This is a genomic window from Mycobacterium sp. (genome assembly GCF_035697385.1).
GTDB lineage: Bacteria > Actinomycetota > Actinomycetes > Mycobacteriales > Mycobacteriaceae > Mycobacterium.
In genome coordinates this window covers 1-14,543 of record NZ_DASSCY010000002.1, presented here as the reverse complement: position 1 = coordinate 14,543, position 14,543 = coordinate 1, and the positions used below count along the sequence as shown (strand labels likewise).

Here is a 14,543-nt window from a genome sequence, read left to right as displayed (position 1 = left end):
TGTTGTGTCACACCCTCATTCGGGCCGGCATGAGTACGGCCAGAACTTTCTTCACGATCGCTGCGTCATCGACGTCATCGTCGACACCGTCGCGCATACAACCGGACCGATCGTCGAGGTCGGTGCCGGTGACGGTGCGCTCACCCTGCCGATGCAGAAGCTCGGTCGCCCGTTGACGGCCATCGAGATCGACCGCCGGCAAGCGGCGCGCCTCGAGAAACGCACTGCGGCAACCACACATGTCGTCGCGGCGGACTTTCTGTGCTACCGGCTACCACGGGCGCGGCACGTCATCGTCGGCAACCTGCCGTTCCATTTGACGACGGCGATGCTGCGGCGCATGCTGCACGGCCCGGGCTGGACGGACGCGGTCCTGCTGGTGCAGTGGGAGGTCGCCCGTCGCCGAGCCGCCATCGGCGGGGCGACGATGATGACCGCCCAATGGTGGCCGTGGTTCGAGTTCGATTTGGTACGAAAGGTTTCCGCCGATGCGTTTCGGCCACGGCCGCTCGTGGACGTCGCCGATCGTCGTCGCTATCAGGCCATGGTGCATCAGGTGTCCACCGGTCGCGGGCACGGCATCGCACAGATCCTCGACCGCCTGATGCCCGCAGGAGTCACTCGACAGTGGCTGCGTGACAACGGCATTCGCGCGTCAGCACTTCCGCGCGACCTGTCGGCAGCCCAGTGGGCTGACTTGTTCAAACGATCGACAAACCGTTAGGAGCTCACGCTCCGCGGTAGAGGATGAGACTTGCGCCGAGAGTAGGGAATATGACGGATCTGGCGAGAATTCCGTCATATTCCCTACTCTCGCGATGCCATGGTGAAGCGGGGCACTTCGTGAACCGTGGATTCCCGCAACTGGGCGATCGGGCTCGCCGACCTAGCTGGTGCCTAACGGATCAATCGTCCAGGCGACGTAGAGCATCGCGGCGCTGACCGTAGCCGTCGTGACGAAGTCGATGCCGCGGCTGCGCACGGCGAGCAGGCCGGCGCGGTCGTCGCTGAGGGCCAGCCGCAGCGCCGCCGCGACGCCAACGCCGATCGCCATCACCAGGGCGCCGCGACGCCAGTAGCCCGCCACCACCAATACGAACGCAGCCACGAAGATCAGGCCGACCACCAGGATCGGCCATTGTCCGCCAAACACCTTGCGGGCGAACTCGCGGACCGTCACCGCAAGACTTCTGCCCGCTCGACCACGTTCGTCAGCAGGAACGCCCGCGTCAGCGGACCCACACCGCCGGGGTTGGGCGACACGTGACCCGCGACCTCCCACACATCGGGCGCCACGTCGCCGACCAGCTTGCCGGCGTCATCCCGAGAAACTCCCACATCCACCACGGCGGCGCCAGGACGCACCATCTCCGCGGTCACTATGTGTGGCACGCCAGCGGCGGCGATGATGATGTCGGCCTCGCGAGTCAGCTGCGGCAGGTGACGAGTTGCGGTGTGGCACAACGTCACTGTCGCGTTCTCCGACCGTCGCGTCAGCAGCAGCCCCAGCGGCCGCCCGACCGTCACTCCGCGTCCGATCACCACGACCTGCGCGCCCGCGATCTCCACCTCGTAGCGCCGCAGCAGATGCACGATCCCTCGCGGGGTGCACGGCAGCGGCGCCGGCTCGTTCAGCACCAGCCTGCCGAGGTTCGTCGGGTGCAGCCCGTCGGCGTCCTTGCCAGGGTCGACGCGTTCCAGCGCGGCATTCTCGTTGAGATGCTTGGGCAGCGGCAGCTGGACAATGTAGCCGGTGCACTCGGGGTTGGCGTTGAGCTCGTCGATGGTTTCGTCGAGCTTGGCCTGGCTGATGTCGGCGGGCAGATCACGGCGGATCGAGTTGATGCCGACCTTCGCGCAGTCGGAGTGCTTACCGCGCACATAGGCCTGCGAGCCGGGGTCGTCGCCGACCAGAACCGTGCCAAGGCCGGGCGTTCGCCCTACGGCCGTCAACGCCGCTACCCGTTCCTTGAGGTCGACGAAGATTTCGTCGCGCGTGACCTTACCGTCCAATGTGATCGCTCCCACGGATGCCATTGTGGCAGGCTCGGAGAGTATGAACACCCAGCCCAATGTGTTCACCCCGGCCAAACTTGGCCCGGTGACCCTGCGCAACCGCATCATCAAGGCGGCGACGTTCGAGGCGTCGACGCCGAACGCGCTCGTCACAGAGGACTTGATCACCTACCACCGGCTGCCCGCCGCAGGCGGAGTCGGTATGACGACGGTCGCGTACCTGGCGGTGTCGCCGGGAGGGCGCACCGAGGGCAAGCAGATCTGGTGGCGTCCTGAGGCGGTGCCCGGACTGCAGAAGCTGACCGCGGCCATTCACGCCGAAGGCGCGGCGATCAGCGCCCAGATCGGCCACGCCGGGCCGGTGGCCAATGCCCGCTCCAACAAGGCGAAGGCGTACGCGCCGGTGCGATTCTTCAATCCCCTCTCGATGCGCTTCGCGAAGAAGGCCACCAAAGACGACATAAAAGATGTCATCGAGGCGCACGCCAACGCCGCCCGGTTCGCCATCGAATCCGGCTTCGACGCGGTCGAGATCCATCTCGGCCACAACTACTTCGCCAGCTCGTTTCTCAGCCCGCTGATCAACCGCCGCACCGACGAGTTCGGCGGATCCCTGGAGAACCGCGCCAAGGTCGCCCGCGGCATGGTGATGGCGGTGCGGCACGCGGTGAAAGACCAGATCGCCGTGACGGCGAAGCTCAACATGGCCGACGGCGTGCGCGGCGGCATCTCTGTCGAAGAGTCGCTGAGGACCGCCAAGTGGCTCGAGGAGGACGGCGGGCTTGACGCCATCGAGCTCACCGCGGGCAGCTCACTGGTCAACCCGATGTATCTGTTCCGCGGCGGCGCGCCGGTCAAGGAATTCGCCGGTGCGTTCAAACCGCCGCTGCGCTGGGGCATCCGGATGACCGGCAAGAAGTTCTTCCGCGAATACCCCTACCGCGAGGCGTATCTGCTGCGGGACGCCAAGCTGTTTCGCGCCGAGTTGAAGATGCCGCTGATCCTGCTCGGCGGGATCACCAACCGCGAAACGATGGACTTGGCGATGGCCGAGGGTTTCGACTTCGTCGCCATGGGCCGCGCGCTGCTGGCTGAGCCGGATCTGATCAACCGGATCCAGGCGGACGGAGACCAGCATTCAGTCTTGTCGAAGTGCACCCACTGCAACGAATGCATGGCCACCATCTACAGCCACACGCACTGCGTGGTGACGGGCTCTCCGGGTGAGGCCAGGTCCGCGGCCCTGAGCTAGCTCGGCGACGACGACGGTTCGACCGCGGGCCGCGGCTCCACGTAGGCGACCATCGGTTCCTTGCGGATCACGCGGGCGCCCTGTGCGATCACGAGTTCCTTCGGCGAGAACGTGTAGGTGAAGCCGGCGTTCTGCACGATGAACTTTCCGTCAGCCATCGCCCTGGCGGGGACGTTGAGGACGGACCGGTCGCTCAGCCGGACACCGTGATACTCGTAGTGGCCACGACCGTCGACGCAGATCGCCACCAATGATCGCTGGGTGCGGCCGACGGCCACGGCGAACTTCGGCTTTTCGCACCGCGCCGCGGTGTTGATGAAGCCCCGATCGTCGGTGGCGAACGACTCAGGCTGCGCATTGGCGGTAGCCAGCAAACTCGCCGAAGCCGCAGTCATGATTGCCACGGCACACAAAATGACGGCTGCCCTTGCCGAGCAACCGAATTTGCCCAATCCACGCAGCGTCTCAGTCATGGTCCGCATCCCTTAGCAGATCACGTACTCGCACCGGGTGCACCACGACTCGCCGAATAGTCGGCAAGAATGTTAACTAGACGCTATAAGAATTCGCGCGCAATCTTCGACTATCGCGTCCGCGCTTTCCGGAATTGTCCGCCGCGTCAGTAACTGTCGACGAACCACCGCATACGGGATGTCGATCAACGCCGCGTTCACCCGATCGGTGTCAGCGGGCAGTTCGGCCAGCAGCCGACGCAGTTTGCGGTGCAAACGCCTCCGCCGGGTGGCCAGGTCCTCGGGCCAGTCGGCCAGGCAGAGCGAATCGGGGCCGGCGAGCAGCACCTGGGCCTCCACTGGATGATCGCGACACCACTGCACGGTGTACCTGGCGCCCGCGACGCAGCGCGCCTGCGGATCGTCCGACGACGACAGTGCAGAGGCAAAGCCGGCTTGGAAGCGTTCCTCTGTGCGCATCCACAGCTCACCGCATAACACCGCGCGCGTCGGAAACCGGTGATACATCGAGCCGCTGGGCGCTCCGGTCGCACGTGCAACAGCCGACATCGTCACTGCCGCTGGACCATCGGCGGCCAACAGCGCCGCGGCGGCATCCAAAAGCTCGTGGACGGAGTATCGCGCTGGTCGCGGCATTGCCCTACCTTATAGTAGAGAGCAGTCTCTAATACTGTTTGGAGGACCTTATGGCCATGCAATCCACTCCCACCGCTGTCGCCCAGCGCCTCTATGCGGCATTCGCCAGCGGTGAGGGTCAAGCCCTATTCGACTTGCTGACAAACGATTTCGTCGGAACCGTCAGCACCGGGATGCCGCACGGCGTCGGCGGCGACCATCAAGGCCGCGTCGACATGATCACCGAAGTGTGGGGGCGCATCGCCTCGCTCTACGACATGCACGTCGAACCGACCGAGTACCTGCCCGTCGACGACGAGCGCGTGGTGGTGCTCGGCAAGTACTGGGGACCTGCCCGCGACGGCGGTTCATCCGTCGACGCGACGTTCGCCCATATCATCACCACGCGCGGAGACCGGGTCGCCGCGTTGCAGCAGATCACCGACACTGCCCGATGGAGAATTCCGACGACGGCATGACCCGGCCGTCGGATGTACCGCCGTACGCGGCGGTGCTACCGATAGAGTTGGTGCCGATGAGCCGACCAGCCCCGCCCGCGCTGACCGTTCGATACGAAGGATCAACGCGCACCTTCGCGGCCGGTAGTGATGTAGTCATCGGCCGCGACCTTCGCGCCGATGTGCGCATCGCTCATCCGTTGATCTCGCGAGCGCACCTGGTGCTGCGGTTCGACCAGGGCCGCTGGGTCGCGATCGACAACGGCAGCCTGAACGGGATGTACGCCAACGGCCGCCGGGTGCCCTCCCTCGACATCCAGGACGGCCAGCAGATCAACATCGGCAATCCCGACGGTCCGGGGCTGACCTTCGAGGTCGGCAGGCACCACGGTTCCGTCGGCATGACGCCGAAGACCACCGCGGTGCCCCTGGCCTCCCGCCCCAGCGGCTCCGGGCCGACGCAGGCCCCGATGCCGCCGACGGCGCGACCGCCGGTTCACCCGCCGAGCACCCAGCGACCGTCGGCGCAGCAGCCGGCGTATCCGTCAGCGCCGCAGCAGCGGTACCCGTCGGGACCCCCGTCGAGCCCCCCGTCGAGCCGAAGCACTTATCCCCCAAGCACATCTGCGCCGGCGCGGGGGGCGATGTCCCAACCGGCACTGGAATCGGTGACGGCGATGGGTCCCACCGCGGCCCCGCGCTCGACGGAGGGAAACCTCGCGACGAGCATGCTGAAGATCCTGCGGCCCGGCGGTCCTGCCAAGGCCCCGGCGGGGTCGACCAAGATCGGCCGAGCGACCGACAACGACATCGTCATTCCCGACGTGCTGGCCTCGCGCCACCACGCGACGTTGATCCCCGGTCCGAGCGGCACCGAGATCCGCGACGAGCGCAGCATCAACGGCACATTCGTCAACGGTGCGCGCGTCGAATCGGCGATGCTGAAGGACGGCGACACCGTCACGATCGGCAACGTCGACCTGGTGTTCAGCGGCGGCACGCTGGCCCGCCGCACCGAGACCGAGGCGGCGACCCGCACCGGCGGCCTGGAAGTGCACGGCGTCACCTGGACGATCGAGAACAACAAGACGCTGCTGGACAACATCTCGATCGCGGCCCGCCCCGGCACGCTGACCGCCGTCATCGGGCCGTCCGGCGCGGGGAAGTCGACGTTCGCACGGCTGGTCGCCGGCTATACCCACCCGACCACCGGCACGGTGTCGTTCGAGGGACACGACGTCCACGCCGAGTACGCCTCGCTGCGGTCCCGGATCGGCATGGTGCCGCAGGACGACGTCGTGCACGGCCAGCTGACCGTCCGGCAGGCGTTGATGTACGCGGCCGAACTGCGGCTGCCACCCGATACGAACAAGGCAGATCGCGAAAAGGTCGTCTACGAGGTTCTCGAGGAACTCGAGATGACGAACCACCTCGACACACGCGTCGACAAGCTCTCGGGCGGCCAGCGCAAGCGCGCATCGGTGGCGCTGGAGCTGTTGACCGGTCCATCACTGCTGATCCTCGACGAACCGACGTCCGGCCTGGATCCCGCGCTGGACCGGCAGGTGATGACGATGCTGCGCCAGCTGGCCGACGCCGGCCGCGTGGTGTTGGTGGTCACGCACTCGCTGACGTATCTCGACGTGTGCGATTCGGTGCTGCTGCTGGCGCCCGGCGGTAAGACCGCGTTCTACGGGCCGCCGAATCAGATCGGTTCGTCGATGGGCACCACCAACTGGGCCGACATCTTCAGCACGGTCGCGGGCGACCCGGATGGGGCGAACAAGCGCTTCATCGCCCAGCACGGCCCGCCGCCACCGCAGCCGCCCGCGCAGAAGGCGACAGACCTCGGCGCGCCCACGAAAACCAGCCTGCGGCGGCAGTTCTCGACAATCTCTCGTCGCCAGATGCGGCTGATCGTGTCCGATCGCGGTTACTTCATCTTCCTGGCGTTCCTGCCGTTCATCATGGGTGTGCTGTCGCTTTCGGTGCCCGGCGACGTCGGCTTCGGCGTACCCGTTCCGGCGATCCAGGGTGGCGCGGCGCCCAACGAGCCGGGGCAGATCCTGGTGCTGCTCAATGTCGGCGCCATCTTCATGGGTACTGCGTTGACGATCCGCGCCCTCATCGGTGAGCGGGCGATCTTCCTGCGCGAGCAGGCGGTCGGATTGTCCACAACCGCGTATCTCTTGGCCAAGGTCTTTGTCTTCGCCGGCTTCGCGCTGCTGCAGTCGGCGATCGTCGTCGGCATCAACGTGTGGGGCAAGAAATGGGGCCCGGGCGCCGTGACCAGCGGCGCGGTGATACCCCCTCGGACCCTGGAGTTGTACGTCGACGTCGCGGCCTGCTGTGTGGCGGCGGCAATGACCGGTTTGGCACTCTCGGCGCTGGCCAAGTCGAACGAGCAGATCATGCCCCTGCTGGTGATCGCCATCATGTCGCAGCTGGTGTTCCAGGGCGGCATGATCCCGGTGACCGGCCGCGTCGGGCTCGACCAGTTGTCGTGGTTCACGCCTGCGCGGTGGGGGTTCGCCAGCACCGCGTCGACGATCGATCTCATCAGGCTGGTCCCTGGTCCGCTGACTCCACAAGACTCGCATTGGAAGCACACGGCCGGCACGTGGTGGTTCAACATGGCCATGCTCGGGGCGATCTGCGTTGGTTATCTGAGCTTCGTGCGCTGGAAGATCCGCCTCAAGGGCGGCTGACCTTCAGCGCGCTGGGCTCTCGGCCACCACGTCCAGGCTCAGGAATTCGGGCGCCTTGATGACCCTGTGCAGCATGAACCGAATGAAAGCCGGCATGTCGGAAGCGTTTTCATCGCGGTACAGCCGAGGATCGCCAAGCTGGTAGTGCCTGCGCCGGGTTTCCAATTCACATCCGCCTGCGGCAAGAACATTGCGTACCCAGTCGGCGCTCGAGCCGTACGTCAATGCGATGACATATCCGCCACGGCGCCGGAAGGCCCATAGCGGGGTCCGGAACGTCCGCCCCGACTTGCGTCCGCGGTGAATGACGACCGCCCATCCCGGCGCCCAGGGAGCGACGAACTTGGTGACGCGGTTGAGCCCGACCTTGTTGGCGCGGGCCATCCATCGTGGTGCTGGCATCCTAAAACTCCTCATCTGTGGAATTATTTTCAGCGTATTGCGGTCCGGCCAAGAAAGTCAACGACTGTAGAATTTCTGCGCATGGCGCGCATCGGGCGACCGCGGGGCAAGACGGATACCCGCAACGTGATCCTGGCGACGGCGCGGCGAATGTTCGCCGACGCGGGCTACGACAAGACTTCGGTGCGCGATCTCGCCTCGGCGGCCGACGTCGACCCCGCGATGATTCGGCACTACTTCGGCAGCAAGGCCGAACTGTTCCGCGCCACGATGGGTTGGCCGTTCGAGCCCGACGAGCTTGCCGACCGAATCCTTGGTGGCAACCGTCGTGAGATCGGTGAACGGCTCACCCGGGTGTTCTTCGGCGCATGGGAGTGTCCGGAGTCACGCGCTCCCCTGCTGGCGATCCTGCGCGGGGCGGCGACGCACGACGAGTCGGCGAATCTTGTCCGACAGTTCATCCAGGGACAGGTCTACTCGCGGATGGCCGCCGCATTGGCGAAGCCGGATGCCGAGCTTCGGATCGATCTCGCGATGTCGCATCTGCTCGGCATCGCCTACCTGCGGCACATTCTGCAAGTGGAACCGATCGCGTCGACGCCGGTGGAGGAACTCATCAACCGGGTCACACCGGTGATCAGCACCCACCTCAACCGGTAAAACTGAAGTCGTGATCGTTAGAACATGGTCCGCACGCGCGACACCGACCGGCGCGGACTCTTATCGCAACTATTTCGAACAGACCCTTCTCCCGGAACTGCAAGCGCTGCCGGGGTTTTCGGGCGCGGTGTTGCTATCGCGCGACGACGGCGGGCTCGTCGAACTCACGGCGCATACGTGGTGGGAGTCGCTTGACGCAATTCGCGCCTTCGCCGGTGACGACTTGACGACCGCGGTAGTAGAACCCGAGGCGCTGGCCGTGCTGCAGCACAGCGACACCACGGTCGTGCACCGAACGGTTTTGGTCAACGGGCTGATCTAAGCCAGATCCAATACCACCTTGCCGGCGACCTTGCGACCGAGCAGGGCCTCGGCCGCCTCGGACACGTCCTCCCACGACGTCCGCAGGCCGACCTGCGGATCGATCGCGCCTGCCGCCAGCAGCTCCACCAGGTAACTGAGGTCCGGACCGAAGGGCGCGCCAACTGTGAACGGCTCCAGCCGTTTATGCACGGCGAACTGCCGCTCGGCCTCGAAGTCGATGGTGGTGGGCTGGTTCGACGCCATCCCGATGGACTGCGCAGAGCCGCCGTCGGCGACGAGGCTGAACGCTTCGGCCAGCAGCTGTCCGCCGACATTGTCGAGCACGCCGAAGACGGGTTCGGTGACGTCAGCCAGGCCGACCACCACTTCGGCCGCGCCCAGCTCCGTAAGCCCTTCCCCGCGGGCCGCGGAACCGACCGTCGCGATCACGTGCGCACCCGCGCGTGCCGCCAACTGCACCGCGAAGCGCCCGACCCCGCCGGATGCACCGGTGACCAGCACCCGGCGACCGACCACCGGGCCGAGCCTGCGCAAGGCCTGCAGTGCGGTCACCCCTGCTGTCGGCAGTGCGGCGGCTTGGCCGAAATCGACCGAATCCGGCAGTACCGCAAGGTTTTCCGTTGGCACGGCACGGCGTTGCGCCCAGCCACCGGAGGCGTTGAAACCTACGACGCGGCTACCGACCGGCGGGCCGGATCCGTCGCTCGCAGCCGCCACGACCACACCGGCGGAGTCCCAACCCGGCACCTCGCCGGGCTTACGCATCCGATCGATGAAGTTGATCTCACCGAAGTTCAACGCGGTTGCCCGGACCTCGATGAGGGCTTCGCTGTCCGCGGCGACCGGCTCTTCGACGTCGGCCAATCTCAGGTTTGCAGGGGCTTGGGGGTCGTAGATGACTGCGCGCATGCCAACACTCAACCCGACCGCGCGACGCTTATTCCGCAGGGGGTACTAGCCGCGGGCAGGGGCAAGCCGCTTGAGCGCAAGCCCACCCTCGAACGGTCGATACCCGAACGCTGGCGGGGAGACATAGCCGGTGTCCCCCAACGGCGTATGCACCTCGGCGACCGTCGGCCCGATCTGGGCGGCGACCGCCGCGAGGGCCTCCAGGTCGAACCGGTACAGCCGCCCCGCATTGCCGGCCAGGATCTTGCGGCAGGCGTCCTCGGTCTGGTCGTGCAGCGCCCAGCGGATGGCCAGCTTCGAGTGGGGCGCGAAACCTTCCTCGTGGGGATAGTCGCTTCCCCACATCATGTGGTCGGCGCCCATGTAGTCGATCATCGACGATTCGTACGGCGTGAGCTCAGAAGCCATGTAGCAGTTGCGCTTCGCGTATTCGCTCGGAGCCAGCGTCAGCTGGTCGATCGATGAACCGCCGAACATGCCGTAAGTGCGGTTGCCCGCTTCGGACTTCATGCTGGGCACCATCACGTCGAGCAGCATCATCTGCTGCTGCAGCCACAGCGTGCCCTGCTCCGTCGGCACGAACCGCAGAGTCGGGTGCCGTTCGAACACGCCGGCAAGGATGAGGTGCGAGACAGTGCGCTGAGCCCACATCGCCATCTCGGTGACCAGCACTGCGTTAGAGGCGGGCTGGTCCATTGGCATCACCGGACTCCCGGCCCCGGCGTGCTGAACGACCGTCAGATCGAGTTCGGTGCAGAGCGCCCAGATCGGTTCGTAGCGGGTGTGGAACAGCGGGGCGACGTTCGGATCGCCGGGCGAGACCGGTGGCAGCAGCACTCCCCCGAAGCACTCCTGCTGCGCGCCCCAGCGGATCTCTTCGATGGCCAGGTCGATGTCGTTGGGGAAGACCTGGATCAGGCCACGGCGCCGCGCCGGGGCCAGTGAGCAGAAGTCGACCTGCCAGCGGTTGTGGGCCTGTACACCCGCCCAACGCTTTTCGAACTCCTCGCGGGTGCGCGGCAGCGAGATGGTGATGTTGGGGGTGGTCGGGAAGAAGGGTGGAACGGTGTTGGGAAGCAGCACCTCGGCAGCAACCCCATCAGCGTCCATTTCGGACATCCGCAATTCGTGGTCCCAGTTGCGCTTCGCGGTGGCGACGATCAAGTCATCGAACGGGCTCTCATAGGTCCTTGCCCAAGCGTCGAAATCGTCGTGCAGTCCAGTTGGCAGATACGGCTTGTAATCATGCAGGTCGGCCCCGGCGTGGGTGTCCGTCGAGATCACGACGTAGCGGTCGATCGCGTCCCAGGTAGTAGCCATGGGTGCGATCTTTCACCGGACGGGACCGACGCACGCCGGATTTGATCATTCTCCGTGGACGTCGAGCCCGTGCGCCGCGGAATAGGCCAGGGCCTGGTCGATGTCGACCTTTGCGCCGCTAAGAGCGGCCGTGGTCCACAGCGTGGGATCGGTGCGGGCGCCACGCAGATCGGCTTCGTCGAGCTTGAGATTCTGCGCCCGCACACCCCGCAGATCGGCGCCGCGCAGCACGGCCTTGCGCAGATCAGTACCGACCAGGCTGGCCTCGCGCAGCCGGCAATCCGACAGGTCGACACTACGCAGATCACACCCGCCAAGCACAGCCAGCGTCAAGTCGACTTCCACCAGCGAAAGGGGCCGCAACCGGCAGTTGGTGAATACCGACCCGAGCAGGCTGCACTGTCGAAATGTGCTGTGGTGCAGGGTTGCCCGTTCGAAGGTGCAATTGCGGAAGGCGGAGCCGACGTGCTCTGATTCGCTGAGATCGACGCCGCGGAAGTCGCATTCGTCGAACACCGCCCGCTCGGTCCGCAGCCTGCTCAGGTCGTCGTCGCGGAAGTCATAGCCGACGAATTCCCGTTCGGTCCAAACTGTTTCGTCGGTTCCCACCGACTCAGCCACGCAGCGGAGTCAGGCTGTTGAGCGCGTACTCGGTGACGGCGATCAACGCCGCCTTCGAAGAATGTCGGTCACGCGCGTCGACGGTGATCACCGGGATGCGATCGGGCAGCGCCAGCGCCTGGCGAACAGCTTGTACGGGATGCTTTGGCGCCCCGTCGAATTCGTTGACCGCGATCAAGAACGGCAGGTTTCGCGCCTCGAAGAAGTCGACCGCGGCGAAGCTGTCCTGCAGCCGGCGGACGTCGACAAGGATGATCGCGCCGATCGCGCCTCGCACCAGGTCGTCCCACATGAACCAGAACCGGCGCTGACCTGGCGTGCCGAACAGGTACAGCACCAGATCCTCGGCAAGCGTGATGCGACCGAAGTCCATCGCCACCGTGGTGGTGTTCTTCATCGGGGTGGCCGCCAGCGCGTCGACTCCGGCAGAGGCGGTGGTCACCAACGCCTCGGTGCGCAGCGGCATGATTTCGGAGACTGCGCCCACGAACGTCGTCTTGCCGGCGCCGAATCCGCCAGAGATGACGATCTTCGTCGAGGCGGCGTCGCGCCTCTCAGAGTGCTCGTAGGCCACGCAGGGTCCTTCCTATCAGTTCGCGTCGTTCGTCGTCCGTCGTCGAATCACCGAGGGTCGTGTGCACCCGCAGATAACCCTGCGTCACAAGGTCCCCGATGAGCACCCGCGCCACGCCGAGCGGGACGGATAAATGGGCGGCGATTTCGGCGACCGACGGACTTTCCGCACATAACGTCAGGATCTGACCCCGCACATCGTTACCCGGCCAGCGCGGCGGCTTGGTCGAAGCCAACGTCTCGACCGGAGCCTCCAGCGGCAAGTTGACACGGGAATCGGTGCGGCCAGCAGTCAGCGTGTACGGCCGGACCAGGCTCGGTTCGTCCGCGTCGTCCACTCGCCAATCATCCATCGGCCACTCACGAGTGTTGCGGAGCTCGGCGTCGTGACGACTGGACGACCGCGCCCACTCGTTCCACCAAAATGGCCATCTCGTAACCGATTTGGCCGATGTCGCAGTTGCGTGTCGCCAGCGTGGCCAGATTGGAGCCGTCGCCGACGCGCATCAGCAGCAGGTACCCGTTCTCCATCTCGACGACCGACTGCATCACGTGCCCGCCGTCGAACAGCTGCGCTGCTCCCGTCGACAAGCTGGCCAGCCCTGAGGCCACCGCCGCGAGCTGGTCGGCCCGCTCGCCAGGCATGTGCTCACTGGCGGCCATCAACAGTCCGTCGGCCGACACCAGCACCGCGTGGGACACACCGGATACTTCGCGGGCGAACTTGGAGACCAGCCAGTCGAGCGAATCGCGCTGCGTCGAACTTGCCGTCATTCGTTATCTGTTCCTCTGGTGTCTCTCGCATGTGACCGGCCGGCGTGCACACCGCCGAAATGGTTGCTGATGCTCGCGCGGACAGCTTCCGGGTCCCGCAGCGACATCGCTTGCGCGCCGGTGTCGAACTCAGCCGCCGATGCTACCTCGTCATCGCCATCGTCGTTCCTGTGCGCACCGCCGTTGCGGTGATGCCCGCCGTTCGAGTCTCCTTCGGCGGCGACGTTCGCTGCACCGGGAACCAGGCGGGCACCGGGCTCACGCACCGGAAGGCCCGCCTCGGTGTGCTGCTGCACAGGCGCATCCTCGGCGGCCGCCGCGGCGGACCAGCCATGATCCCAAACCGATTCCCAGTTCAGGTCCGTGCTGTCGGCCAGTTCGTGCGGGTCGACGAGCCACTCGGACAGCATCTTCTGATAGATGGCGTCGTCCGCTCCTGCCGTCTCCGACGCTTCGTGCACCGCCTGCGGGGTCGGCTCGGGTTGCACCTGCGGCCGCGGCGCCTGCTCCGGCTGTTCCTGCGTCTGCTGCTCGGGTTCGGCGGCAGGCGCAGGGTCGGGTGCACCGTTGCTGGCCGCGTGAGCGCGGGAGGCGAAAAACGCGGACGTGTCGGACGGCGGCGGAGCCGCTCGGCCGGCGACATCGGGCTGGTGAGTCGCCGGCTCCTCCCACGTGGCCGGTTCGACCGTCTGTGCAGGCATCGAGTCGGCGGGCCACTCCTGTTCGGCTGCCCAATCTTGGGCTTGCTCGGCGGCAGGCGCGGCGAGTGACGCCGGGACATCCGAGATACCGCTGGCGCCGGGATTGCGTTGCGGCAACAGCGTGACCGGCACGTCGGAGTGGCCGTTGAGATACTCCTGCCCTGTCATCTGGTCGCCGCCGTGATCGGCATGATCTTCGTCGAGCGCAAGCGCCGTTACGATCCCGGCGTGCGCGTCGGCGGGCATCCCGTAATCCTGGCCGCTGTATTCGTCGACCGCCCCAGCGCGGACCAGCAACTCCGATGGCACGTACACCCCGGCGGTCGTGCCCGAATTCGGTTCTCCCGCAATCGTGCTGCGCAACCGGACCACCAGCCCGTGCTGCGCCGCGAGGCGGCCGACCACGAAAAGGCCCATGTGCCGCGCGGTATAGGGGTTGACCTCACCGCCGGACTGCAGGCGGGTGTTGGCCACGCGCAGGTCCGACTCGGTCATGCCAAGGCCGATGTCGCTGACCTCGATGACGAGCCCACCGTTTCCTGTGTGCACGGCCGACACCCGAACCTGTGAGATCGGGGGCGAGTAGCGCAGCGCATTATCGAGCAGTTCGGCAAGCAGATGCACCAGGTCGCCAGCGACGGCACCGAGGATCTCGCTGTCGGGGACGGTCGCCGTCACCACCCGGGTGTAGTCCTCCACCTCGGAAGCCGCTGCGTTGATGATCGCCGCGACAGGCA

At 66.2% G+C, this 14,543-nt stretch carries 18 protein-coding genes; 6 read left to right on the top strand and 12 right to left on the bottom strand.

The window, feature by feature from the left end; translation table 11 throughout:
- Window positions 1–4: 4 nt before the first annotated feature.
- Entirely contained in the window at window positions 5–724 is a 720-nt protein-coding gene (gene erm / locus VFH65_RS00130; protein WP_353319106.1) for a 23S ribosomal RNA methyltransferase Erm, read from the top strand.
- A gap of 162 nt (window positions 725–886) precedes the next feature.
- Here erm and VFH65_RS00125 read toward each other — a convergent pair whose 3' ends face one another.
- Both VFH65_RS00125 and VFH65_RS00120 read right to left on the bottom strand, forming a co-directional pair.
- Window positions 887–1,180 (bottom strand): DUF3017 domain-containing protein, encoded by a 294-nt coding sequence (locus tag VFH65_RS00125; RefSeq protein ID WP_353319103.1) that lies wholly within the window; start codon window positions 1,178–1,180, stop codon window positions 887–889.
- The gene (locus tag VFH65_RS00120) at window positions 1,177–2,028 is read right to left on the bottom strand and encodes a bifunctional methylenetetrahydrofolate dehydrogenase/methenyltetrahydrofolate cyclohydrolase (RefSeq protein WP_353319105.1); all 852 of its coding nucleotides are present in this window, start codon (window positions 2,026–2,028) and stop codon (window positions 1,177–1,179) included. The genes VFH65_RS00125 and VFH65_RS00120 overlap by 4 nt, the downstream gene beginning before the upstream one ends.
- Before the next feature lie 28 nt (window positions 2,029–2,056).
- Here VFH65_RS00120 and VFH65_RS00115 point away from each other — a divergent pair, with 28 nt between their 5' ends.
- Window positions 2,057–3,268, top strand: a complete 1,212-nt coding sequence (locus VFH65_RS00115; RefSeq protein WP_353319102.1) for an NADH:flavin oxidoreductase — start codon at window positions 2,057–2,059, stop codon at window positions 3,266–3,268.
- Here VFH65_RS00115 and VFH65_RS00110 read toward each other — a convergent pair.
- Together VFH65_RS00110 and VFH65_RS00105 are read right to left on the bottom strand one after the other, a co-directional pair.
- Window positions 3,265–3,663, bottom strand: coding sequence for a hypothetical protein (locus VFH65_RS00110; RefSeq protein WP_353319101.1), 399 nt, complete (start codon window positions 3,661–3,663; stop codon window positions 3,265–3,267). The two genes, VFH65_RS00115 and VFH65_RS00110, sit on opposite strands and share 4 nt — an antisense overlap.
- Window positions 3,664–3,813: 150 nt before the next feature.
- Window positions 3,814–4,377, bottom strand: a complete 564-nt coding sequence (locus VFH65_RS00105) for a TetR/AcrR family transcriptional regulator (RefSeq protein ID WP_353319100.1) — start codon at window positions 4,375–4,377, stop codon at window positions 3,814–3,816.
- A gap of 56 nt (window positions 4,378–4,433) precedes the next feature.
- Between VFH65_RS00105 and VFH65_RS00100 the strand changes: the two genes are divergently transcribed.
- The gene (locus VFH65_RS00100) at window positions 4,434–4,835 is read left to right on the top strand and encodes a nuclear transport factor 2 family protein (protein ID WP_353319099.1); all 402 of its coding nucleotides are present in this window, start codon (window positions 4,434–4,436) and stop codon (window positions 4,833–4,835) included.
- A gap of 50 nt (window positions 4,836–4,885) precedes the next feature.
- Window positions 4,886–7,522: an FHA domain-containing protein gene (locus tag VFH65_RS00095; protein ID WP_414688328.1), complete on the top strand. Its 2,637-nt coding sequence runs from the start codon at window positions 4,886–4,888 to the stop codon at window positions 7,520–7,522.
- Between the two features lie 3 nt (window positions 7,523–7,525).
- On the opposite strand, the gene VFH65_RS00090 is transcribed toward VFH65_RS00095, so the two are convergent.
- Entirely contained in the window at window positions 7,526–7,924 is a 399-nt protein-coding gene (locus VFH65_RS00090) for a nitroreductase family deazaflavin-dependent oxidoreductase (RefSeq protein ID WP_353319097.1), read from the bottom strand.
- 81 nt (window positions 7,925–8,005) lie between these two features.
- Between VFH65_RS00090 and VFH65_RS00085 the strand changes: the two genes are divergently transcribed.
- A complete protein-coding gene (locus tag VFH65_RS00085; protein WP_353319096.1) occupies window positions 8,006–8,584 on the top strand; it encodes a TetR/AcrR family transcriptional regulator in 579 nt (192 codons plus the stop codon).
- A gap of 10 nt (window positions 8,585–8,594) precedes the next feature.
- Window positions 8,595–8,906, top strand: coding sequence for an antibiotic biosynthesis monooxygenase family protein (locus VFH65_RS00080; protein ID WP_353319095.1), 312 nt, complete (start codon window positions 8,595–8,597; stop codon window positions 8,904–8,906).
- On the opposite strand, the gene VFH65_RS00075 is transcribed toward VFH65_RS00080, so the two are convergent.
- The 7 genes from VFH65_RS00075 to VFH65_RS00045 form a co-directional block, all read right to left on the bottom strand.
- Window positions 8,903–9,817 carry a zinc-binding dehydrogenase gene (locus VFH65_RS00075; protein ID WP_353319094.1) on the bottom strand — a complete coding sequence of 305 codons (915 nt, stop codon included), beginning with the start codon at window positions 9,815–9,817 and terminating at the stop codon, window positions 8,903–8,905. The two genes, VFH65_RS00080 and VFH65_RS00075, sit on opposite strands and share 4 nt — an antisense overlap.
- Before the next feature lie 45 nt (window positions 9,818–9,862).
- A complete protein-coding gene (locus VFH65_RS00070) occupies window positions 9,863–11,137 on the bottom strand; it encodes an amidohydrolase family protein (protein WP_353319093.1) in 1,275 nt (424 codons plus the stop codon).
- Between the two features lie 45 nt (window positions 11,138–11,182).
- Window positions 11,183–11,758 carry a pentapeptide repeat-containing protein gene (locus VFH65_RS00065; protein WP_414688327.1) on the bottom strand — a complete coding sequence of 192 codons (576 nt, stop codon included), beginning with the start codon at window positions 11,756–11,758 and terminating at the stop codon, window positions 11,183–11,185.
- Complete coding sequence (locus tag VFH65_RS00060) at window positions 11,751–12,332, bottom strand: GTP-binding protein (RefSeq protein ID WP_353319092.1); 582 nt, start codon at window positions 12,330–12,332, stop codon at window positions 11,751–11,753. The genes VFH65_RS00065 and VFH65_RS00060 overlap by 8 nt, the downstream gene beginning before the upstream one ends.
- Entirely contained in the window at window positions 12,313–12,684 is a 372-nt protein-coding gene (locus tag VFH65_RS00055) for a DUF742 domain-containing protein (RefSeq protein WP_353319091.1), read from the bottom strand. The genes VFH65_RS00060 and VFH65_RS00055 overlap by 20 nt, the downstream gene beginning before the upstream one ends.
- A gap of 7 nt (window positions 12,685–12,691) precedes the next feature.
- Window positions 12,692–13,105, bottom strand: a complete 414-nt coding sequence (locus tag VFH65_RS00050) for a roadblock/LC7 domain-containing protein (RefSeq protein WP_353319090.1) — start codon at window positions 13,103–13,105, stop codon at window positions 12,692–12,694.
- On the bottom strand, window positions 13,102–14,543 hold a 1,442-nt coding region (locus VFH65_RS00045; protein ID WP_353319089.1), incomplete at its 5' end, for an ATP-binding protein. The genes VFH65_RS00050 and VFH65_RS00045, both read right to left, overlap by 4 nt.

What these genes read in the sequence shown, in the direction of transcription:
- VFH65_RS00115 (WP_353319102.1), top strand. Translation starts at nt 2,057, where the DNA reads ATGAACACCCAGCCCAATGTGTTCACCCCGGCCAAACTTGGCCCGGTG.
- VFH65_RS00110 (WP_353319101.1), bottom strand. Translation starts at nt 3,663, where the DNA reads ATGACTGCGGCTTCGGCGAGTTTGCTGGCTACCGCCAATGCGCAGCCT.
- VFH65_RS00105 (WP_353319100.1), bottom strand. Translation starts at nt 4,377, where the DNA reads ATGCCGCGACCAGCGCGATACTCCGTCCACGAGCTTTTGGATGCCGCC.
- VFH65_RS00100 (WP_353319099.1), top strand. Translation starts at nt 4,434, where the DNA reads ATGCAATCCACTCCCACCGCTGTCGCCCAGCGCCTCTATGCGGCATTC.
- VFH65_RS00090 (WP_353319097.1), bottom strand. Translation starts at nt 7,924, where the DNA reads ATGCCAGCACCACGATGGATGGCCCGCGCCAACAAGGTCGGGCTCAAC.
- VFH65_RS00085 (WP_353319096.1), top strand. Translation starts at nt 8,006, where the DNA reads ATGGCGCGCATCGGGCGACCGCGGGGCAAGACGGATACCCGCAACGTG.
- VFH65_RS00075 (WP_353319094.1), bottom strand. Translation starts at nt 9,817, where the DNA reads ATGCGCGCAGTCATCTACGACCCCCAAGCCCCTGCAAACCTGAGATTG.
- VFH65_RS00070 (WP_353319093.1), bottom strand. Translation starts at nt 11,137, where the DNA reads ATGGCTACTACCTGGGACGCGATCGACCGCTACGTCGTGATCTCGACG.
- VFH65_RS00055 (WP_353319091.1), bottom strand. Translation starts at nt 12,684, where the DNA reads ATGGATGATTGGCGAGTGGACGACGCGGACGAACCGAGCCTGGTCCGG.
- VFH65_RS00050 (WP_353319090.1), bottom strand. Translation starts at nt 13,105, where the DNA reads ATGACGGCAAGTTCGACGCAGCGCGATTCGCTCGACTGGCTGGTCTCC.